Below are 19,322 nucleotides of genomic sequence, written 5' to 3'. Positions count from 1 at the left end.
TCGGACGCTTGCCGAACACGTACCGGAGTCCTGGGGCGTGCGACCCACCGTGGTGGGCCGCACGCCCTTGTCGTCTAGGGTGCGCTGCATGACGCGCGTCGAGCAGCAGACAACGCCCCACGGCAGCCCCGTTACGGTCACCCAGGCCGTCCTCCTGGCCGGCGGGCAGGGGTCGCGCCTGCGGCCGTACACCGACGACCGGCCCAAGCCGATGGTGGAGATCCCCGGTACGGGCACGCCGATCATCGGGCACCAACTGGCCTGGCTGGCCGCCGAAGGCGTCACCGACGCGGTGGTCTCCTGCGGGCACCTCGCCGAGGTGCTGCAGAAATGGCTGGCCACGGCGGATCTGCCGCTGAACGTCACCACGGTGGTCGAGACCGAACCGCTGGGACGCGGCGGCGGCCTGAAGTACGCGGCGGCCTCGCTGCCCCGCGCCGGCGAGCCCTGGTACGCCACCAACGGCGACATCTGGACCCGCTTCTCACTACGGGAGATGGCCGCCTTCCACGAGGAGCGGGACGCCGTGGCCACCCTCGCGCTGGCCCGGCCGCGTATCCCGTGGGGCGCGGTGGAGACCAATGAGTTCGGGCAGGTGCTGGACTTCATCGAGTCCCCGCCGTCGCCGTATCTGATCAACGCGGGCGTGTACGTTTTCGCGCCGGATTTCGCCGCGCTGCTGCCGGACCTCGGCGACCACGAGCGCACCACCTTCCCGCACTTGGCGCGCGAACGCCGCCTGGCCGGCTTCCCGATCCCGCAGGGCGCCTACTGGCGGGCCATCGACACGGCGAAGGACCTCAACGAGGCCGCGAAGGAACTGGCGGCGCTCCGGGCCTGAAAGGGGCGGCGAGCCACCCGCCCGGACACGCCACGGCGGCCCGTACCCGGGGAAGGATCGGTACGGGCCGCCGTCATCGCGCCGCAGTGGTTCTAGGCCAGGTCCTTCCGGCCGTGCGCGGCGGAACCGCGGTGTTCCATGCCGAGGAGCAGACCGGTCGGGGAGTGGCTGCCCAGCAGGCCGCCGATCGCGCCCGTGGGCGGCTTGGCGGTGGGCGGCGGCGGGGCGGGCGCGGCGGCGGTCGGCGGGGGCGCGGTCTGCGGGGCCTGGGAGCCGCCGCCTCCGGAGGAACCGGAAGCGGATCCCGTACCCGAGCCGGCCGACCCGGACCCGGACGTCGCGCCGCTGTGCGACGGCGCACCGCTCGCGCCGCCGCCGGTGCCGCTCGTACCGCCGGTGCGACTGGTCGCGTGGCCGGTGGGCGCGGTGCTGGGGGTGGCGGTGGCCTGCTGCTTCTGCTGGGCCTTCGCCTTCTCCTTCGCCTTCTTCGCGGCGGCGGACCGGGAGGGCGACGGCGACGCGCCACTGGTGGCACCGGGTTCACCGGAGGTCTCCGGCAGCGGCGCGCCGGGCAGGCTGTTGGTGGGGGTGACGCCGGGGCCCGGCCGCTCGTCGCGCGGCGTGGTGGCCCGTACGGCCGCGCCCAGCACCGAACCGATCAGCAGGGTGGAGCCGGCGATCACCGCGGCCAGGATGGCGCCCCGGCGCAGCACGCGCCGCCGCAGGTCCCACAGCGAGGCGCGCGGGCCGAGGCGCCGCCAGGCGTCACCGGCCAGGTGGGCGTCGATCGAGTAGACCGGGGCGCCGGCGATGATCAGCGGGCTCCAGGCGGCCAGGTAGATGAAGTCCGGGGCGTCGTAGACCGGGACGGTCCGCCAGCTGACGGTCACCAGCAGCGCGGCCGACAGCGCCGCGCCGAAGACACCCGCGACCCGCTGCCACAGACCGCAGACGGTCAGCACGCCCACCACGACCTGCAGGAAGGCGATGCTCAGGCCGGCGCCGACCGGGTGGTTGAGCGCGGCGTCCCGCAGCGGTTCGGCGAGGGCCCAGGGGTGCAGTGAGGAGAGCCAGGTGACCATCGAGCCGCGCTTGCCGCCGTCGAAGTAGACGCGGTCGCAGAGCTTGCCCATGCCGGCGTAGACGGAGATGAGGCCGAGGAAGACGCGCAGCGGCAGCAGCACGATGCCGAGGTTGAGCCGGCGGTCGGGATACCAGGCGTGCTTGGCGGATTCGCGGCGGTCGCGCGGCTTGCGGTTCTCGGCGTCACGGTCGTCGCGGTCGTCGCGGTCGTCACGGTAAGGATCGTCCTGGTAGCGGTCGTCCCGGTAACGCTCGTCGCGGTAGCCGTCCCCGTGGTAGCCGTCGCCGCCGCGCCAATCGGCACCGGCCCGCTCGTCCAGCGGGTCGTACGCGCCCCGGCCCGGCCGTACGCCGCCGAGCAGGCCGGTCGAGGAGCCGGCGGAGCGCTGGCCGACGATGGTGGGCAGCACGGTCGTCTCACCCGCTTCGGCCGCCGCGCCGGATCCGCTGCCGACGCGGGGCAGGACCTGGGTGGCGCCGCCCGCTTCGGGGGAGCCGGCCTGGTGCACCGCGCGCATGAGGCGGCCGGCCAGTGTGTCGTCCGGATCCGTGGGCCCGGACCAGACCAGGGGCGCGGGACGGCGCTTCCCGCCGGCCGCCGGCGACGGTACGCCGGGCATCCTCGCCGTCGCGTCCAGCCCGAGGGCACGACCCGAGGCCGCTCCCAACTGCACCCGGAAGCTCGCGTGGTTGACGATGACCTGGGCGGGATCGCTCGGGACCCGTGCCATGGTCATCACACGCTCATCAAATCCCGGCGCGCCTCCCCCCGTGGGAGTGCGGGGTGTTCTGGTGTCCACACTCATCTAACCGAGTGACACCCATTTAGGACACTGCCTGACGGTCCCCCGTCAGCCCCGCCGGCGCGCCGACGCGCGCCCGACGAGCCCGCGAGGCGCCTGGGTGACGCCCCTCGGTGGCGCGCCTACGCCCGGCGCCGCGAAGCCTCGTACAGCACGACACCCGCCGCGACACCGGCGTTGAGCGACTCCGCCCCGCCGCCCGGCATCGGGATCCGCGCCAGTACGTCGCAGGTCTCGCCGACCAGCCGGGACAGGCCCTTGCCCTCGCTGCCGGCCACGATGACGACCGGGCCGGCCAGCACTTCCAGGTCCTGGAGTTCGACGTCGCCGTCGGCGGCCAGGCCGACGACGGTGAGCCCGGCCTTCTGGTACGCCTCAAGGGTGCGGGTGAGGTTGGTGGCCCGGGCCACCGAGACCCGGGCGGCGGTGCCCGCGGAGGTCTTCCACGCGCCGGCGGTCATGCCCGCCGCGCGCCGCTCCGGCACCACCACGCCGTGCCCGCCGAAGGCCGCCACGGACCGGACGACGGCACCGAGGTTGCGCGAGTCGGTGATCCCGTCCAGCGCCACGATCAGCGGGTCCTCGCGCTTGCGGGACGCGTCGCCGAGCAGGTCGTCGGGGTGCGCGTACTCGTACGGCGGGATCTGGAGGACCAGGCCCTGGTGGTTGAGGCCGGCGGTGATCCGGTCCAGTTCCGGCTTGGCCGCCTCCATCAGCGGCACCCCGCGGTCGCTGGCGAGCTTGATCGCCTCCCGCACCCGGTCGTCGTTGTCGATGTACTGCTGGACGTAGACGGCCGTGGCCGGGATCTCGGCGCGCAGCGCCTCCACCACCGGATTGCGGCCGACGACCATTTCCGAGCTGGCCTTCGCGCCGCGGCCGGAGGGGCGGCGCGACTGCGCCGAGACGGTCCGCTTGGCCTGCGCGTTGGCGACGCGGTTCTTCTTGTGGCCCTTGCGCTCGGCGGCCGGCGGCGTCGGGCCCTTGCCCTCGAGGGACCTGCGCCGCTGCCCGCCGCTGCCGACCGTGGCGCCCTTCTTGTTGCTGGTACGGCGGTTTCTGCGCTGGCTGTTGCCGGCCATGGGGCACTCTCACTTCTTCGGTCGAACTCAACAGACGTCCAGGGGCGCCGGACAGGGCGCCGGTGCGGGTCGGCCTCGTGACGACAGGCCCGGGCGTGCGGGTGTGCGGTCGCGGTGCGCTAGCCGTGCAGGATCCACCGCGAGCCGGTCGGGGTGTCCTCGATCTCCAGGCCGGACTGCACCAGCCGGTCCCGGATCGCGTCGGCCGTCGCGTAGTCCTTGCGGGAACGCGCGGACTGCCGCTGCTCCAGCACCAGCTGGACCAGCGAGTCCACCACACCGTGCAGGTCGTCGCCCCGGTCGGTGCCCGCCCAGCGCGGATCGAGCGGGTCGAGACCCAGCACTCCGAGCATCGCACGGACCTCGGCCAGGCGGGCGACCGCCGTTTCCTTGTCGTCTGCGGTCAGCGCGCTGTTGCCCTGCCGGACGGTGGTGTGCACGACGGCCAGCGCCTGCGGGACGCTCAGGTCGTCGTCCATCGCCTCGGCGAAGGCCGGCGGCACCTCGGCGGCGGGCTCGACCGGACCCGCCTTCTCGATGACCCGCTGCACGAAGCCCTCGATGCGGGCGAACGCGGACTCGGCCTCCCGCAGCGCTTCCTCGCTGTACTCGATCATCGAGCGGTAGTGCGGTGTGCCCAGGTAGTAGCGCAGCACGATCGGCCGCCAGCGCTGGACCATCTCGGAGACCAGCACCGAATTGCCGAGCGACTTGCTCATCTTCTCGCCGCTCATGGTCACCCAGGCGTTGTGCACCCAGTAGCGGGCGAACTCGTCGCCGAAGGCCTTGGCCTGCGCGATCTCGTTCTCGTGGTGCGGGAAGATCAGGTCGATGCCGCCGCCGTGGATGTCGAAGGCGCCGCCGAGGTACTTGTGGGCCATCGCCGAGCACTCCAGGTGCCAGCCGGGCCGGCCGCGGCCCCAGGGCGTGTCCCAGGACGGCTCACCGGGCTTGACGCACTTCCACATCGCGAAATCGCGCTGGTCCCGCTTGCCGGTCTCGCCCTCGCCCTCGGGCTGGCGGAGGTTGTCCAGCTCCTGGTTGGACAGCTCCAGGTAGTCCGGGAAGGAGCGCACGTCGAAGTAGACGTTGCCGTCGGCGACGTAGGCATGACCGCGTTCGATCAGGCCCTGCATCATCTCGATCATCTCCGGCACATGGCCGGTCGCCCGCGGTTCGTAAGTGGGCGGCTCGCAGCCCAGGGCGTCGTAACCGGCGGTGAAGGCGCGCTCGTTCTCGTAGCCGATGGACCACCACGGGCGGCCCTGCTCGGCCGCCTTCTTGATGATCTTGTCGTCGATGTCGGTGACGTTGCGGACGAAGGTGACCTCGTAGCCCCGGTAGCGGAACCAGCGCTGGAGGATGTCGAAGTTGAGGCCGGACCGGAGGTGGCCGATGTGCGGGGCCGCCTGCACCGTGGCGCCGCACAGGTAGATCGAGACGCAGCCCGGCGTGAGCGGGACGAAGTCACGAACCTGGCGTGCGTCGGTGTCGTACAGGCGAATAGTCACGCCTCAAGGGTAGTGGGCCCGAGTGTGTGCCCTGCGCCCTACGGCCCAGAGCACACACAGGCGTCACAATCCCGCCGCGGTCCGGCGGCGCCCGGGCTCAGCCGTGCTCGACGACGTGGCCGGCCGTGACGCGGACGACGACCCGGACGGCGCCGGGAAGGTCGCTGGTGTACGGCTTGCCGGTGTACTTCAGGCTGAGGTCGTTTATCAGCTTGTCACCGCCCTCGGTGTCCATGGTGGCGGTGCCGCGGATCTCCAGGTACGCGTACGGCGCCTCGGGCAGCGTGATCAGCAGGGTGATCCGGGGGTCCCGGTCGAGGTTGGCGTGCTTGCGACGGCTCGCGAGGGTGGAGAAGACGACGTCGTCGCCCTCACGCGTCACCCACACGAGGGAAAGCTGCGGCTGCCCGTCGGGCTCGATGGTGCCGACGGTCGCGTAGCTGTTGGCGTCGATGAGCGCGCGGGCGGAGTCGGAGAGGTCGGGCATGGAGGTCCCTTCGCGAGGCGGGTGGGGGCGGATCCGGGCCGTGGGTCCTGATCCAGGAGCGGAACGACCGGACCCCGGCCCCGAATTCCCCCCGGGTCGGGGGAGTTCGGGACCGTGGTCCGGTCGGCCGACGAGGGCGCCCGTTCCGCGCGTTCCGCACGTTCCGCCCGATCTTCCCGGGCCCGCGGCCCGCGCTCAGCCCGTGACGCGGACCACCAGCGCGGTGGCGATCGCCGCCAGGCCCTCGCCGCGCCCGGGGAAGCCGAGCCCGTCGGTGGTGGCCCCGCTGACCGCGACCGGCGCGCCGACCGCGGCCGACAGCACCCGCTGGGCCTCGTCCCGTCGCTTGCCGACCTTCGGCCGCCGGCCGACCACCTGCACGGCGACGTTTCCGATCACGAAGCCGGCCGCGCGGACGATCCGGGCCGCCTCGGTGAGCAGGGTCAGGCCGGACGCGCCGGACCACTCGGGGCGGCCAGTGCCGAAGTGGGCGCCGAGGTCGCCGAGGCCGGCCGCGGAGAACAGCGCGTTGCAGGCGGCGTGCGCCACCACGTCGGCGTCGGAGTGCCCGGCCAGCCCGGGGCCCTCGCCCTCCCAGCGCAGGCCCGCGCACCACAGCTCGCGGCCCTCCTCGAAGGCGTGGATGTCGGTGCCGATGCCGACCTGGGGCAGGACATAGCCGGGCGGCAGCCCGGCTGCGGGTGGGTCGGTGCGCGGATCGGTGCGCGGTTCAGTGGCCGGTTCGCCAGCAGGCTCGCCGGCGGGTTCGGCGCCCCGCGGGTTGCCCGGTCCAGCACCCGGTCCGGCCCCCGGCTCGGCCCCCGTCGGCTCAGTACCCATCGGTGGCCCTCCGGCGGGCGAGGACCGCCTCGGCCAGCACCAGGTCGAGCGGCCGGGTCACCTTGAACGCCTCCTCGTGCCCGGGCACCACCAGCACCGGCAGTCCGAGCTGCTCGACCATGCTCGCGTCGTCCGTGACGTCCTGGGTGATCGTGGCGTGCGCCTTGGCCAAGGTGGCCCGGTCGAAGCCCTGCGGGGTCTGTACGGCCCGTAGCAGGGCGCGCTGCGGGGTTCCGGTGACCTGGCCGGTGACCGGGTCGACGCTCTTGACGGTGTCGGCCAGCGGCAGGCCGGGGACGACGGCGAGCGCGCCGCCCCGTACCGCCTCGACGACCCCTTCGACGGTCTCGACCGGTACCAGGGGGCGGGCCGCGTCGTGGACCAGCACCACGTCGACGTCGTCGGGCAGGGCGGCCAGGCCCAGCCGGACCGAGTCCTGGCGGACGTCGCCGCCGGCCACGACCCGTATGTCGGTGGACTCCGGCAGGCCGTGGGCGTCGAGCAGCGCTCTGACCTCGGCGACTCCCTCGGGGGGAGCCACTACGACGATCACTTGCACGGCGCGGGCGCGGGCCATGGCGCGGACCGCGTGGACGAGGATCGGGACCCCGCCCAGGGTGCGCAGCGCCTTGGGCGCGCCGGGGCCGAGCCGGACGCCACGTCCGGCGGCGGGAATGACGGCTGCGGTACGCAGGTTTGTGTCCTTGCGTGAGATGGGTATCGCATTCAAGGTGCCGGACGCGGCGTTCTTCCGGACCCCTTCCGTGAAGTCCGGGAGAATACGCCCAGGTCGCCCACCCCTTCCGAGGTGGCCGGGGTGGCCGGGCCGGCACCGTGCGGGGCATGTCGCGGGGTGAGCATGCCCTGAATCAAGCGTGCTGCGGGACGAGCATGCCGCAGCACCCGGTCGTCATGCTCAACCGGGTGCCGCGGCAGGGTCCCCGGACGGGTCCGGGGGTGCGTCTTCGTAGGTCGGGTACGTCACATCGGCGCAGGTGGTGTGCCGTCGGTCGTCGCGATTACGAGAACGTCCGAAAGGGGACGGTCTTACGACGCGAGGACCTCGTCGAGCAGAGCCTCTGCCTTGTCCTCGTTGGTGTTCTCCGCCAGGGCCAACTCGCTGACCAGGATCTGCCGAGCCTTGGCGAGCATGCGCTTCTCACCGGCCGACAGGCCGCGCTCACGCTCCCGGCGCCACAGGTCGCGCACGACTTCCGCGACCTTGATGACATCACCGGAGGCGAGCTTCTCCAGATTTGCCTTGTATCGGCGGGACCAGTTGGTGGGCTCCTCGGTGTACGGCGCGCGCAGCACCTCGAAGACCCGGTCCAGACCCTCCTGACCGACCACGTCGCGTACTCCGACGAACTCCGCATTGTCCGCGGGCACACGTACCGTCAAGTCGCCCTGGGCGACCTTGAGCACCAAGTAGGTCTTGTCCACGCCTTTGATCTGGCGAATTTCGATAGCCTCGATCAGCGCGGCCCCGTGATGGGGATAGACCACGGTGTCGCCAACCTTGAACGTCATGTGACAGGTACCCCTTCCGTGGCTATCCAGAGTAACACGGGAACGGCCTCATCTGAATGGCGTTTTCGCAGGTCAGGGCACATCTCGGGGCTTGACAAGCGCCCCCGGGACGTGCTGGAGGGTGCGCCCTGGAAGGGGTATTCGCAGGTCGGAGCGGGTATACGGCGGGGTCGAAACGTGCCCGTTACAGCTCCGGAAGCCCCCTTGCTAGGGGCCATACGTCCGCATTTGTCCCTCCCGGACGAGTGGTGCTTCGCTACTCCGTTCGGGTTCTCGATCGTTGAAGATCCAATTTTGCCCAGTCATGGAAATCGGCGTGGTGATCGTGCCGTGATCGCTGCCGAGATCCGTGCCGTGATCAGTACGGCGATCGGTACGGCGATCAGTACCGCGATCAGCGCCGTGATCGGCCGGGTCTGATGTGGTCACGTAAAGGGCGGGGCCGGTGCGCGGAGTGCCGGGCGGCTCGGTAATCTAAGGCCGCCCGAAGATCTTCCCTTCCTGCCCAAGGAGATGCGCCGCCGTGGTCCGCAGCTTCCGTCGCGCCGCTTTCCCCGCCGTTGTCGCGCTCTCGCTCGCCCCGCTGGTCGCCTGCGGCGCGGGGGAAGGTGCGAGGACGCTGGAGGTCCACCCGGACAGCGCAGCGGCCAGTGTCGGCGTCATCAAGGTGCAGAACGCCTTCGTCCTCACCCAGCCGAACGGCCCGGCCACCGTCTCGGCCCGGCTGTTCAACAACGGCAGGACCGCGCAGACCCTGCAGTCGGTGCGGCTGTCCGGTTCGCTGGCCGCGCGGCTGATCGGCCCCAAGGGTGCCCGGAGCATCACCGTCCCGGCCAACGGCTCGGTCCTGCTGGGCGGCAAGGGCAACCCGGCGGCGACCATCGACACCGGCAGCGAGTCGCTGCGCGACGGTGACGTGCAGACCGCGGTGTTCCTGTTCAGCGCCACCGGCCCGGTCTCGCTGCCGATCAACGTGACGCCGGCCAACGGCTACTTCAAGCCCTACGGCCCCGGCTCGCTGCCGGCCACCACGACGCCGTCCCCGAGCGCGACCGGCACGGCGACGCCCACCACCGGCGCCGGCGGCACCGCGACGCCGGGCTCGACGGACACGGCGACGCCGACGGGCACGCCGACCGGCACGGCCACCCCCACCGCGTAGGCGCGGAAGGCAGCGAAGGGGGCCCGGCGATCGCCGGGCCCCCTTCCGCACTGCTCTTCTCGTCTTCGCGTCGTCTTCGCGTCGTCTTCGCGACGCGTGTTTACGGCTCGAACTTGTAGCCGAGACCCCGGACCGTCACCAGGTAGCGCGGGGCGCCCGGGTCCGGCTCGATCTTGGCGCGCAGCCGCTTGACGTGCACGTCGAGGGTCTTGGTGTCACCGACGTAGTCGGCGCCCCAGACCCGGTCGATGAGCTGCATCCGGGTCAGCACGCGCCCGGCGTTGCGCAGCAGCATCTCCAGCAGGTCGAACTCCTTGAGCGGGAGGTCCACCTTGCCGCCGCTGACGGTGACCACGTGCCGGTCGACGTCCATCCGGACCGGGCCGGCCTCCAGGGCGGCCGGGGAGATCTCCTCGGGCTCGCCGCGGCGGCGCAGTACCGCACGGATGCGCGCGACCAGTTCCCGGGAGGAGAACGGCTTGGTCACGTAGTCGTCCGCGCCTATTTCGAGGCCGACGACCTTGTCGATTTCGCTGTCCTTGGCGGTGACCATGATCACCGGGACATTGGACTTGAGACGCAGCTGGCGGCATACCTCGGTGCCGGGCAGACCCGGCAGCATCAGGTCGAGCAGTACCAGGTCGGCGCCATTGCGCTCGAACTCGTCCAGCGCGTCGGGCCCGGTCGCGGAGATGGCGACCTCGAAGCCCTCCTTGCGGAGCATGTACGACAGCGCGTCGCTGAAGGACTCTTCGTCCTCTACGACGAGTACGCGGGTCACGGAAGGACCTCCGGGGCGGGGATGTGTTCGGGCAGGGTCTGGAAAAGCTGGTCGTCCGACGGCTCGTCGGCCGGGTCTGCGTCCGCTTCGGCTTCGGGATCGGTGCCGGGCGGCAGCGCGCGGTCGCGGGCGATCCCGGCCTCGGGAAGCCGCAGTGTGAAAGTGGAGCCCTGGCCTTCGGCGCTCCACACCGTGACCTCCCCGCCGTGCGAGGCGGCCACGTGCTTGACGATGGACAAACCGAGCCCGGTGCCGCCGGTGGCCCTTGAGCGCGCCGGGTCCACCCGGTAGAAGCGCTCGAAGACCCGGTCGCGGTCCTTCTCGGAGATACCGATGCCCTGGTCGGTGACGGAGATCTCAATCAGGTCTCCCCCGGTGGCAGGGATCCGGCGTCCGGCTATCCCGACCCTGGTCCGGGCCGGGCTGTAGTTGACGGCGTTCTCCACCAGGTTGCCCAGTGCGGCGGCGAGCTGACCCCGGTTTCCCCAAATGAAGAGATCGGGCGGGGTCCCGGTGGCCATGGTGATCTGTTTGGTGTTGGCCTGGTGGCGGCAGCGGTCGACCGCCTCGGCCACCAGGTCCTCGACGGCGACCGGTTCGGCGTCGTCGAGCAGGTCGTCGTTCTGTACCCGGGACAGGTCGATGATCTCCTGCACCAGGCTGGTCAGCCGGGTGGCCTCGATCTGCATCCGCCCGGCGAAGCGGTTGACCGCCTCGGGATCGTCGGCCGCGTCCATCACCGCTTCGGAGAGCAGGGAGAGCGCGCCGACCGGTGTCTTCAGTTCATGGCTGACATTGGCCACGAAGTCACGGCGTACGGCTTCGATACGGCGGGCCTCGGTGAGGTCCTCGACCAGCAGCAGCACCAGGCGTGAGCCCAGGGGGGCGACCCGGGCGGAGACCGCGAGTCCTTCCCCGCGGCCGGCGCCGCGGCGCGGCAGGTCGAGTTCCACCTGCCGTATCTCGCCGTCCCGCCGGGTTTCACGGGCCATCTGCAGCATCTGGTCGACGGCCAGCCGGCCGCCTCGAACCAGTCCGAGGGCATATGCCGCCGAGCTGGCCTTGACCACTATGTCACCCTCGTCCAGGACGACAGCCGACGAGCGCAGAACCGACAATACGGTGTCCACGCCCGGGGGCAATACTGCAGTCATATGATCCGGTCTCAGTGCGGTTCGGGTGGGGCGGGCCTGTTCCCGCTCGCTCCAGCGGAACGCGAGCACGGCGATCACGCCGGTCAGCAGACCGGCTATCGCGCTGGCTGCGGCGACTGCCGCGTTCACGTCCATGGCTCCAGATTAGGTGGCTCGCTCAAACACTCCACAAGCCTGAGAGATACCTCTCGGATGTACGTTGCCAAGAGTTCACCTTCACGTAGGTGCCGATTCACTCTGGGTGCGCGGCCGGTACGCGTGCGCCCGACAGCGTGTCAGCGTGGAGGAGAAGCCTCTGTTCGGACGGAAGGAACGCGATGCGGGACGCATACCACGAGGAGCTGGACTCGATCGGTGACGGGCTGGTCGAGATGGCCCGCCTCGTCGGCTCCGCGATCGGCCGGGCCACGACCGCGCTGCTGGACGCCGACCTGAACGTCGCGGAAAGCGTCATCGCCGCGGACGAGAAGGTCGACGACCTCCAGCGCGGGCTGGAGACCCGGGCGATCAATCTGCTGGCCCGGCAGCAGCCGGTCGCCACCGACCTGCGGATCGTCGTCACCAGCCTGCGGATGAGCGCCGACCTGGAGCGCTCCGGCGACCTGGCCCGCCACGTCGCCAAGCTCGCCCGGCTCCGCTTCCCCAACTCCGCGGTGCCCGGTGACCTGCACGCCACCATCCTGGAGATGGGCCAGCTCGCCCAGCGGCTGATGGTGAAGTGCGCGGAGGTCATCGTCACCAAGGACGTCGACGACGCGCTCCAGCTGGAGGCCGACGACGACCGCATGGACGAGCTGCACCGCAGCCTGTTCCAGCACCTGCTGGACGACCGCTGGAAGCACGGCATAGAGACCGCGGTGGACGTCACCCTGGTCGGCCGCTACTACGAGCGGTTCGCGGACCACGCGGTGTCGGTCGCCAAACGGGTCGTCTACCTGGTCACCGGCGAGCACGCGGACGAGCTGACGCCGGCGCCGACGGTGGTCGAGGGAGCCTGAGGCACCAGGCCCTGTCCGGGCGGGGAGCGGGTGGGGCGTGCGGCGGACCCGGGAGGCGCGCCGGCAGTCGCGGGGCGCGTGAGCGGACGGGGTCGGGGCGAAATGCCCTTGTGCGCCCTTGAAGCGCCGGTTCGTGGCGGGGTTCACTGGCGGCAGGCACGTCCGAGGAGGCTGTACTGATGTCGGAATCTCCCACGCCACCGCCCGCCCACCGCACCCGGCCCGCACCGACCGACGCGACACCGGCCCTGCCGCGTACGCCGCTCCCCCTGGTCGCCGCTTGCGGCTGCGGCTCGGGCTGCGGCTGCGGCTGCCAGTCCGGCGCCCCCTGCCAGTGCGGCGGCTGCACCCACTGAGCCCCAGCAACCAAGCGGGCCCCACCCGGAACACCCCGGGTGGGGCCCGCTTTTCACGCCGGGATCAGGAGAACACGACGGAGCGCAGTTCCAGCCGGGTGCTCGCCGAGCCGCCGGGGCGGAGGGTGTAGTAGTCGCCGTCGCAGTGCGGGCCGGTGAAGACCGTCGCCGTGGCGTCGGTGCCGTTGCGGGGTGCGCGCGCCGGGGGCAGGTACGCGTGGGCCGCTTCCGGGATGGTGAGGCATTCCCGGCTGGGGGGATCCAGCAGGGCTCCGGGCGCCAGGTCGCCGCCGGGGACGGTGTAGAGGTAGCGGAACTCGCCTTCGGCGGCCGACGCGGGTCCGGGGACCGCGAGGAGCAGCGTGAGGGCGCCGACGGCGGCGGCGAGGGTGGTGCGCATCCGCATGGAATCGCTCCTTGTGTGAGGGAACTCAAGCCTCCTCAGACCTGCCCGCCCACCGGCGAGATCTGCCCCCGGTCACCCGGTTGCCGCACGCCGAAACGTTCCGCTTTCACCCGAACGTGGCGCGGACGCCGCCGAGTTGTGCCCATTCGCCACCCTCGGCCGTCTGTTAGCGTGCGCCGATGGAGGATCTGGGAATCGTGACGTGGCCGCCCGCGCCGATCAGGACCGAACGCCTCGTGCTCCGTGCGCCCGAGGCGCGGGATCGTGGGGCGTTCGTGGAGCTGCTCGCCTCGCCGGAGGTGCACAGGTACCTCGGCGGTCCCCGCCCGCGCGACGAGCTCGAGCGCGAGACGCCGGCGGTGCCCGAACAGTGGCCCGGGAGTTTCGTCGTTGATCTCGACGGGGCGATGATCGGCCAGATCCTGCTCAGGAGAGCGACCGGGCACCGTCGCCCGGCTGCCGCCGGGAAGGCCGACCTCGGCTACCTGTTCCTGCCGCGGGCATGGGGATTCGGGTACGCCGCCGAGGCGTGCGCGGCGGCGCTCGACTGGTTCGACGGCGTCCTTCCCGGTGAGCCGGTGGTGCTCACCACCCAGAGCGCCAACGCCGGTTCGATGCGCCTCGCGGCGAAGCTGGGGTTCACCGAGGTGGAGCGGTTCGAGGCGTGGGGCGCCGAGCAGTGGCTGGGCCTGCGCTCCCCGGGAAACTGAGGGCCCCGACGGGGCCCAGGCCATGAAAACGCCCCTGCTCCGCGCAGAAACCGCAGGTCAGGGGCGTGTTGGCGAAAGGGGCTACTTCTTGCCCTGGTTCTTGACGGCCTCGATGGAGGCTGCCGCCGCCTCCGGGTCGAGGTAGGTGCCGCCCGGGTTGAGGGGGCGGAAGTCGGCGTCGAGGTCGTAGGCGAGGGGGACGCCGGTGGGGATGTTGAGGCCGGCGATGTCGGCGTCGGAGATGCCGTCGAGGTGCTTGACCAGGGCGCGCAGGGAGTTGCCGTGGGCGGCGACCAGGACGGTGCGGCCGGCCAGCAGGTCCGGGATGATGCCGTCGTACCAGTAGGGCAGCATCCGCTCGACGACGTCCTTGAGGCACTCGGTGCGGGGCCGCAGCTCCGGCGGGATCGAGGCGTAGCGCGGGTCGTCGGACTGGGAGAAGTCGGCGCCGTCCGCGAGGACCGGCGGCGGGGTGTCGTAGGAGCGGCGCCAGAGCATGAACTGCTCCTCGCCGAACTCCGCGAGCGTCTGCGCCTTGTCCTTGCCCTGGAGCGCGCCGTAGTGGCGCTCGTTCAGGCGCCAGGTGCGCTGGACGGGGATCCAGAGCCGGTCGGCGGCCTCCAGCGCGAGCTGCGCGGTGCGGATCGCCCGCTTCAGCACGGAGGTGTGCACCACGTCGGGGAGCAGGCCGGCGTCCTTGAGCAGCTCACCGCCGCGCACCGCCTCCTTCTCGCCCTTCTCGTTGAGATTGACGTCCACCCAGCCGGTGAACAGGTTCTTCGCGTTCCACTCGCTCTCGCCGTGGCGGAGCAGGATCAGCTTGTACGCAGCAGCAGCCATGGGGCCGAGCCTAATCGAAATCCATTGGCGCCTCTCGACCGGCCTCGGTAACCTGCGCAAGGCACCAGCAGCCATTACGGGGAGGACGTTGTATGAGGGCAGCCGCGCAGGCCAGGCAGGCGGTGCGGGAAACGGTCTCCGGTCTGCCCGGTCAGTTCTGGTGGCTGTGGACCAGCACCCTGATCAATCGCCTGGGCGGCTTCGTCGTCACCTTCCTGGCGCTCTACCTGACCGTGCAGCGCGGCTACTCCCCCTCGTACGCGGGCCTGGTCGCCGCGCTCTACGGTCTCGGTGGCGCGGGCGGCGCCGTGCTCGGCGGGGCGCTGGCGGACCGCGTCGGCCGCCGCCGGACGCTGCTGGCCGCGCAGGTCGGGACCGCGCTCGGCACTGCCGTACTCGGCCTGGTCGCCGATCCGCTCGGCATCGCCGCGGTCGCCGCCCTGCTCGGCCTGACCGCCAGTGCCTCGCGGCCGGCCCTCCAGGCGATGATCGCCGACCTCGTACCGGCCGCGGACCGGGTCCGCGCCTTCTCGCTCAACTACTGGGCGGTGAACGTCGGTTTCGGCGTCTCCGCGGCGGCGGCCGGCTTCATCGCCGCCGAGGGCTATCTGTGGCTCTTCCTCGGCGACGCGCTGACCACACTGCTGTGCGCGGTGGTCGTCTTCGCCAAGGCCAAGGAGACGCTGGTCGCCGCCTCGCGGCGGGACCGGGACCCGGCGGCGGCCGGCCTCACCTTGTTGGACGTCGTCCGCGACCGGCGCTTCATGGCGCTGGTCGTCTTCACCTTCCTGCTGGGCAGCGTCGAGCAGCAGGGCAACTCAACGCTGGCCATCGACATGGGCGCACACGGCCTGTCGGCCCGGCAGTTCGGCCTGGTCGCCGCGATCAACGGCCTGGTGATCGTGCTGCTGCAACTCCCGCTCACCCGCGCCCTGCGCCGCTACGCCAGCGGCACGCTGCTCGGCGTCGGGTCCTGCGTGCTCGCCTGGGGCTTCGGCCTGACCGCGTTCGCCGCGTCGGTCGGCTTCTACGCCTTCACCGTTGTGATCTGGACCCTCGGCGAGATCGTGCACGCGCCCGCCTCGATGTCGGCCGTCGCGGACCTCGCCCCGGCCACCGCCCGCGGCCGCTACCAGGGCATGTTCACCCTCTCCTGGTCCGCCGCCGCCTTCGCCGGCCCCCTGGTGGGCGGCCTCACCCTGGACCACCTCGGCAGCAACGCCGTCTGGATCGGCTGCGCGGTGGTCGGCACGGCCGCGGGCGCCGGCTACTACCTGCTGCTGCGCCCCCGCCCACTGCCCGAGCCGGCCGAAGCGACCACGCCGGGCCGGGTGTCCCTGCCGTCGTGACGTGACAGAGGCTGCTCAGCGCTGCAACTGCCGCAGCGTCCACCCCCGGCCGCGTGGGTCGAGCGGGCGGGTGGCGGCGGTGAAGAGTTCGGCGGCGCGGCGGTAGGAGAGACGGCCGCGGGCGGTCACGAAGACAGGACCGGTAACGCGGCCGAGGATCAGCAGGGGGAGCAGGTGGGCCGAGCCGTCGGCCCAGCGCAGTGGGGACTCGCGGCGGTCGCGACTACGGCGACAGGGCAGGTCCAGGTCATCGAGGTCGAGAGCGAGGACACGGTCGATCCGCCCGCCGGTCTCGTGCAGCAGATGCCAGAAGGTCTGCTCGCGCAGCGGGGCGGGCAGGGCCAGGACGGCGCGGATCTCGTGTGCGACGAGTCGGGAGCCGGTGGGTGAGCCCGGGGTCGGGTCGGCGTCCGGAGCTGACCCCTTGACCGACGCCGGGCCTTGGCCCGTATTCGTGCCCGTGCCCATGCTCGCAACCATGCCCGTGCCCGTACAGGCGTCCGGCGTCTTCTTCACCGGCAGGGGCCGCAAGCCGGCGGTGGGGTCGCCGGACAGCCAGCCTTGGGCCCGCCACCAACCGACCGCGCTGCCGAGGATCGACAACTCCCGGTTGGCGGTGCGGACGCCGACGGTCGCGGCGCGTGCGGTGAACGCTTCCCGTATCCGGCCGGCCGCGTACGGGGTGTCGAGCAGGGTCAACGGGACGGCCGGTGGCGCGGCGTTGCGGCGTTCGCCGCCGACCGGCACCGCACGGTCCACCAGTGCCCAGGCCCAAGTGGTGAGAGCGATCCGGTAGATCCGGCGGGAACCCGGGCTCAGCGCGGCGCCGCACAGGAACCGGTCCACCGCGACGGCGTACTCAACCGGACGACTCACGATGGCCTCCTCGTCGACTCACCGCAGTAAACGGTACCGTCAACGCGCCCGTGGCAATCATAAATTGACTTATCCAGGCTCAAGTATTCTCGGCCCCAGGCCTGGCGTGTCACCGAACGGCCCTTGCACGCTGCGCCCATGACCCTGAATCTCCGCCCGGCGGCGCTGCGAGAACGCGCCTTCCGCCGCTTCTTCGCCGGCTACACCACGTCCCTGCTCGGATCGTCGATGGCCTCGATCGCCGTGACGTTCGCCGTGCTGCAGACCGGCGGCGGAGGCACCCAACTCGGCTGCGTCCTCGCGGCCCGGATCCTGCCGCTGGTCCTGGTGCTGCTGCTCGGCGGAGTCGTCGGCGACCGGCTGGGCAGCCGCCGGGTGATGCTGACCGCCGACGCCGTACGGTGTCTGACCCAGACCGGGCTGGCCTTGGCCTTCCTCGGCGGGAGCGCGGAGTTGTGGACGCTGATCGCGCTGGTCGCGGTCTGGGGCGCGGCCGAGGCGTTGTTCACGCCCGCGCTCAACGCGCTCGTCCCGGGCATCGCACCCGGTGGTGGGCTTTCTGACGCCAACGCGCTTCTCGGCATGGCCCGTTCGGCCACGTCCATCGCCGGACCCGTGCTCGCCGGGCTCATGATCACGGCTGCCGGCGCGTCCTCAGTGCTCGCGTTGGACGCCGGCAGCTACGCGGTGAGCGTCACGGCTCTGCTCCTGCTGCCCTCGACGGTCCGGCCGTCCCCCCGTGCCTCGTCCTTCGCTGCGGACCTCCGCGAAGGATGGACGGAGTTCCGTTCCCGTACCTGGCTGTGGGTGACCTCGCTGCACGTCGGGCTGTTCAACCTGCTGGTCTGGGCGCCGTTCCTGGTCCTCGGCCCGGTCGTCGCCCAGCGCAGCCTTGGGGGCGCCACCGCGTGGGGCCTGGTCATGGCGCTGTACGGGGCGGGCGCAGTGATCGGCGGGCTGCTCATGCTCGGGCGCCGCCCGCGCCGCCCACTGTTCGTGGCGACCGCCGCGACCTTGGGCTGGGCCCTGCCGTCCGCCGCCCTCGCCACGGGCCGGCCGCTGCCCTGGATCTGCGCCGCCGCACTGCTCGCCGGCGTCGGAAGCGCCCTTTCCGGCACCCTCTACACCACCGCCACCCAGGCGCAGGTGCCGCCTCGCACCCTCGCCCGGATCAGCGCGTACAGCACCTTCGGGGCGTTCGCCCTCGGCCCGGTGGGGCTCGCCGCGGCAGGGCCGCTTTCCGTCCTCGTCGGCACCTCGAGTGTGCTGGGCTTCGGCGCGGTGTGGCAGCTGGCAGCGGCGCTCGCCGTGCTGACGCTTCCGGCGATACGGGTTGCCGTTCCGCAACGGGCTTGAGTTCGGGGGTCAGAAGGGGAGGCGGTCGGCCTTCAGGTCGGCCAGGAAAGCGGTCCAACTGGCCGGGGTGAAGCGGAGGGCCGGGCCCTCGGGGTCCTTGCTGTCCCGGACGGGGACGACACCGGGGACGCCGTCGGCGATTTCTACGCAGTTGCCACCGGAGCTATTGCTGTAGCTCGACTTGTACCAGTCAACGCCCTGCAGGGTGTCATCCATCATGCGCTGTACTCGTCCTTCAATACGGAGCGGATGAAGTCAAGCGACATGCCCGGGTCCAGAGCCACCGCTTGCAGGAGATCGTAGGACAAGTTAGCCGATGCCACGTCTTGGCGCCTCTCGATAATTCCGCCGGTCATCATCCCTTCGGCATACACCACGTCTTCGTGATCCTCGTAACTCCAGATCGTGAACGAGCCGTCGAGGCCAGGATGGTTGTCTGTCCGTAGCCGCACAATCTGGATCACGATGTTCGGCGACTCGGCCTCGCGTAGGAGGCGTTGAAGCTGCCCGGTCATCACTCCGCGGCCGCCGATCGGCCGCAGCAGTGCCGACTCGTCCAGGATCACCCAGACGAAGGGAGGATTCTCGCGGGTCAGCAGTTCCTGGCGTTTCAGGCGGCCCGCGACCTCGATCTCCAGTCGCTCGGCAGGCATACGAGGCTGTCCCCAGTTCATTTGTGCGCGGGTGTACTCCTCATTCTGGAAGAGCCCGGGGATGACCTGCGCCTCGTAAATCCTGATCCGGTCCGCCCGCTGTTCCTCTTTGGCCGCGCCCTTGAACCACTCCGGGAATGGATCATCCAACACCCGCCGCAGAATCCGCTGGAAGCGATCCCCCGTCTCCAGCGCCACGTCCACCTCCCGGCTGAACGACTGGGACGGTGTGCGTCGGGCCGCCTCCACGTTGCAGACCTGCTGGTAGCTGTACGTCGTATGGGAGGCCAGGCCCCGCTGCGACATCCCCCGCGCCTCGCGCGTCGTCCTCAGCTCCTCGGCGTAGAAGTGCAGCCACGAGCCGCCGGGTTGCTCTTCGCCTGCTCGGGTCATGGCTCACCTTCCGACGTATTCGAGCGGCGCCGTAGGCACCGGCCCCCTGTCACCCAGCGTTGATCTGGTTCAGCCTAGGAGTAACGAAGGTCACAGGGAACCGGAATACTG

21 protein-coding genes are annotated in these 19,322 nt (G+C 71.4%); 7 read left to right on the top strand and 14 right to left on the bottom strand.

Going from position 1 to position 19,322, the window contains the following annotated elements; genetic code table 11:
* The first annotated feature begins 88 nt into the window (after positions 1 to 88).
* Complete coding sequence (locus tag GA0115240_RS24995; RefSeq protein ID WP_093739874.1) at positions 89 to 841, top strand: nucleotidyltransferase family protein; 753 nt, start codon at positions 89 to 91, stop codon at positions 839 to 841.
* Positions 842 to 933: 92 nt separating this feature from the next.
* On the opposite strand, the gene GA0115240_RS24990 is transcribed toward GA0115240_RS24995, so the two are convergent.
* The 7 genes from GA0115240_RS24990 to GA0115240_RS24960 form a co-directional block, all read right to left on the bottom strand.
* Positions 934 to 2,661: a DoxX family protein gene (locus GA0115240_RS24990; protein ID WP_346267981.1), complete on the bottom strand. Its 1,728-nt coding sequence runs from the start codon at positions 2,659 to 2,661 to the stop codon at positions 934 to 936.
* A 188-nt stretch (positions 2,662 to 2,849) separates the two neighbouring features.
* On the bottom strand, positions 2,850 to 3,809 hold the full coding sequence (gene rlmB, locus GA0115240_RS24985; protein WP_093739870.1) for a 23S rRNA (guanosine(2251)-2'-O)-methyltransferase RlmB: 960 nt from the start codon (positions 3,807 to 3,809) through the stop codon (positions 2,850 to 2,852).
* 119 nt (positions 3,810 to 3,928) lie between these two features.
* Complete coding sequence (gene cysS / locus GA0115240_RS24980; protein ID WP_093739868.1) at positions 3,929 to 5,320, bottom strand: cysteine--tRNA ligase; 1,392 nt, start codon at positions 5,318 to 5,320, stop codon at positions 3,929 to 3,931.
* Positions 5,321 to 5,417: 97 nt separating this feature from the next.
* Positions 5,418 to 5,807, bottom strand: coding sequence for a PPOX class F420-dependent oxidoreductase (locus GA0115240_RS24975; protein ID WP_093739866.1), 390 nt, complete (start codon positions 5,805 to 5,807; stop codon positions 5,418 to 5,420).
* A 195-nt stretch (positions 5,808 to 6,002) separates the two neighbouring features.
* Positions 6,003 to 6,497 carry a 2-C-methyl-D-erythritol 2,4-cyclodiphosphate synthase gene (gene ispF, locus GA0115240_RS24970; protein ID WP_093739926.1) on the bottom strand — a complete coding sequence of 165 codons (495 nt, stop codon included), beginning with the start codon at positions 6,495 to 6,497 and terminating at the stop codon, positions 6,003 to 6,005.
* A 139-nt stretch (positions 6,498 to 6,636) separates the two neighbouring features.
* On the bottom strand, positions 6,637 to 7,368 hold the full coding sequence (ispD, locus tag GA0115240_RS24965; RefSeq protein WP_161302438.1) for a 2-C-methyl-D-erythritol 4-phosphate cytidylyltransferase: 732 nt from the start codon (positions 7,366 to 7,368) through the stop codon (positions 6,637 to 6,639).
* 326 nt (positions 7,369 to 7,694) lie between these two features.
* Entirely contained in the window at positions 7,695 to 8,177 is a 483-nt protein-coding gene (locus GA0115240_RS24960; protein WP_033174074.1) for a CarD family transcriptional regulator, read from the bottom strand.
* Between the two features lie 523 nt (positions 8,178 to 8,700).
* Between GA0115240_RS24960 and GA0115240_RS37215 the strand changes: the two genes are divergently transcribed.
* A complete protein-coding gene (locus GA0115240_RS37215) occupies positions 8,701 to 9,339 on the top strand; it encodes a hypothetical protein (protein WP_093739862.1) in 639 nt (212 codons plus the stop codon).
* A 100-nt stretch (positions 9,340 to 9,439) separates the two neighbouring features.
* On the opposite strand, the gene GA0115240_RS24945 is transcribed toward GA0115240_RS37215, so the two are convergent.
* Together GA0115240_RS24945 and GA0115240_RS24940 are read right to left on the bottom strand one after the other, a co-directional pair.
* On the bottom strand, positions 9,440 to 10,120 hold the full coding sequence (locus tag GA0115240_RS24945) for a response regulator transcription factor (protein ID WP_093716893.1): 681 nt from the start codon (positions 10,118 to 10,120) through the stop codon (positions 9,440 to 9,442).
* Positions 10,117 to 11,409: a sensor histidine kinase gene (locus GA0115240_RS24940; protein ID WP_093739860.1), complete on the bottom strand. Its 1,293-nt coding sequence runs from the start codon at positions 11,407 to 11,409 to the stop codon at positions 10,117 to 10,119. The genes GA0115240_RS24945 and GA0115240_RS24940 overlap by 4 nt, the downstream gene beginning before the upstream one ends.
* A 182-nt stretch (positions 11,410 to 11,591) precedes the next feature.
* Here GA0115240_RS24940 and phoU point away from each other — a divergent pair, with 182 nt between their 5' ends.
* Both phoU and GA0115240_RS37210 read left to right on the top strand, forming a co-directional pair.
* On the top strand, positions 11,592 to 12,272 hold the full coding sequence (gene phoU / locus GA0115240_RS24935) for a phosphate signaling complex protein PhoU (protein WP_093739858.1): 681 nt from the start codon (positions 11,592 to 11,594) through the stop codon (positions 12,270 to 12,272).
* Between the two features lie 179 nt (positions 12,273 to 12,451).
* On the top strand, positions 12,452 to 12,628 hold the full coding sequence (locus GA0115240_RS37210) for a hypothetical protein (protein WP_176725164.1): 177 nt from the start codon (positions 12,452 to 12,454) through the stop codon (positions 12,626 to 12,628).
* A gap of 64 nt (positions 12,629 to 12,692) precedes the next feature.
* Here the strand turns inward: GA0115240_RS37210 and GA0115240_RS24930 are convergent, their stop codons facing one another.
* Positions 12,693 to 13,034, bottom strand: coding sequence for a hypothetical protein (locus tag GA0115240_RS24930; protein WP_093739856.1), 342 nt, complete (start codon positions 13,032 to 13,034; stop codon positions 12,693 to 12,695).
* A 179-nt stretch (positions 13,035 to 13,213) separates the two neighbouring features.
* Here GA0115240_RS24930 and GA0115240_RS24925 point away from each other — a divergent pair, with 179 nt between their 5' ends.
* Entirely contained in the window at positions 13,214 to 13,744 is a 531-nt protein-coding gene (locus GA0115240_RS24925; RefSeq protein ID WP_093739854.1) for a GNAT family N-acetyltransferase, read from the top strand.
* A gap of 81 nt (positions 13,745 to 13,825) precedes the next feature.
* On the opposite strand, the gene GA0115240_RS24920 is transcribed toward GA0115240_RS24925, so the two are convergent.
* Positions 13,826 to 14,584, bottom strand: a complete 759-nt coding sequence (locus GA0115240_RS24920) for a phosphoglyceromutase (RefSeq protein WP_093739852.1) — start codon at positions 14,582 to 14,584, stop codon at positions 13,826 to 13,828.
* A 92-nt stretch (positions 14,585 to 14,676) separates the two neighbouring features.
* Between GA0115240_RS24920 and GA0115240_RS24915 the strand changes: the two genes are divergently transcribed.
* The gene (locus GA0115240_RS24915; protein ID WP_093739850.1) at positions 14,677 to 15,933 is read left to right on the top strand and encodes an MDR family MFS transporter; all 1,257 of its coding nucleotides are present in this window, start codon (positions 14,677 to 14,679) and stop codon (positions 15,931 to 15,933) included.
* 15 nt (positions 15,934 to 15,948) lie between these two features.
* On the opposite strand, the gene GA0115240_RS37205 is transcribed toward GA0115240_RS24915, so the two are convergent.
* The gene (locus GA0115240_RS37205) at positions 15,949 to 16,809 is read right to left on the bottom strand and encodes a hypothetical protein (protein ID WP_176725165.1); all 861 of its coding nucleotides are present in this window, start codon (positions 16,807 to 16,809) and stop codon (positions 15,949 to 15,951) included.
* A gap of 138 nt (positions 16,810 to 16,947) precedes the next feature.
* Between GA0115240_RS37205 and GA0115240_RS24900 the strand changes: the two genes are divergently transcribed.
* Entirely contained in the window at positions 16,948 to 18,165 is a 1,218-nt protein-coding gene (locus GA0115240_RS24900; protein WP_093739848.1) for an MFS transporter, read from the top strand.
* A gap of 9 nt (positions 18,166 to 18,174) precedes the next feature.
* Here GA0115240_RS24900 and GA0115240_RS24895 read toward each other — a convergent pair whose 3' ends face one another.
* Complete coding sequence (locus GA0115240_RS24895) at positions 18,175 to 18,384, bottom strand: DUF397 domain-containing protein (RefSeq protein WP_093739846.1); 210 nt, start codon at positions 18,382 to 18,384, stop codon at positions 18,175 to 18,177.
* Positions 18,381 to 19,211: a helix-turn-helix domain-containing protein gene (locus tag GA0115240_RS24890; protein WP_093739844.1), complete on the bottom strand. Its 831-nt coding sequence runs from the start codon at positions 19,209 to 19,211 to the stop codon at positions 18,381 to 18,383. The genes GA0115240_RS24895 and GA0115240_RS24890 overlap by 4 nt, the downstream gene beginning before the upstream one ends.
* Between the last annotated feature and the right edge of the window lie 111 nt (positions 19,212 to 19,322).

Origin of the sequence: Streptomyces sp. DvalAA-14 (assembly GCF_900091855.1) — a bacterium.
Taxonomy (GTDB): domain Bacteria; phylum Actinomycetota; class Actinomycetes; order Streptomycetales; family Streptomycetaceae; genus Actinacidiphila.
This window is presented reverse-complemented; position numbering and strand designations above follow the sequence as displayed.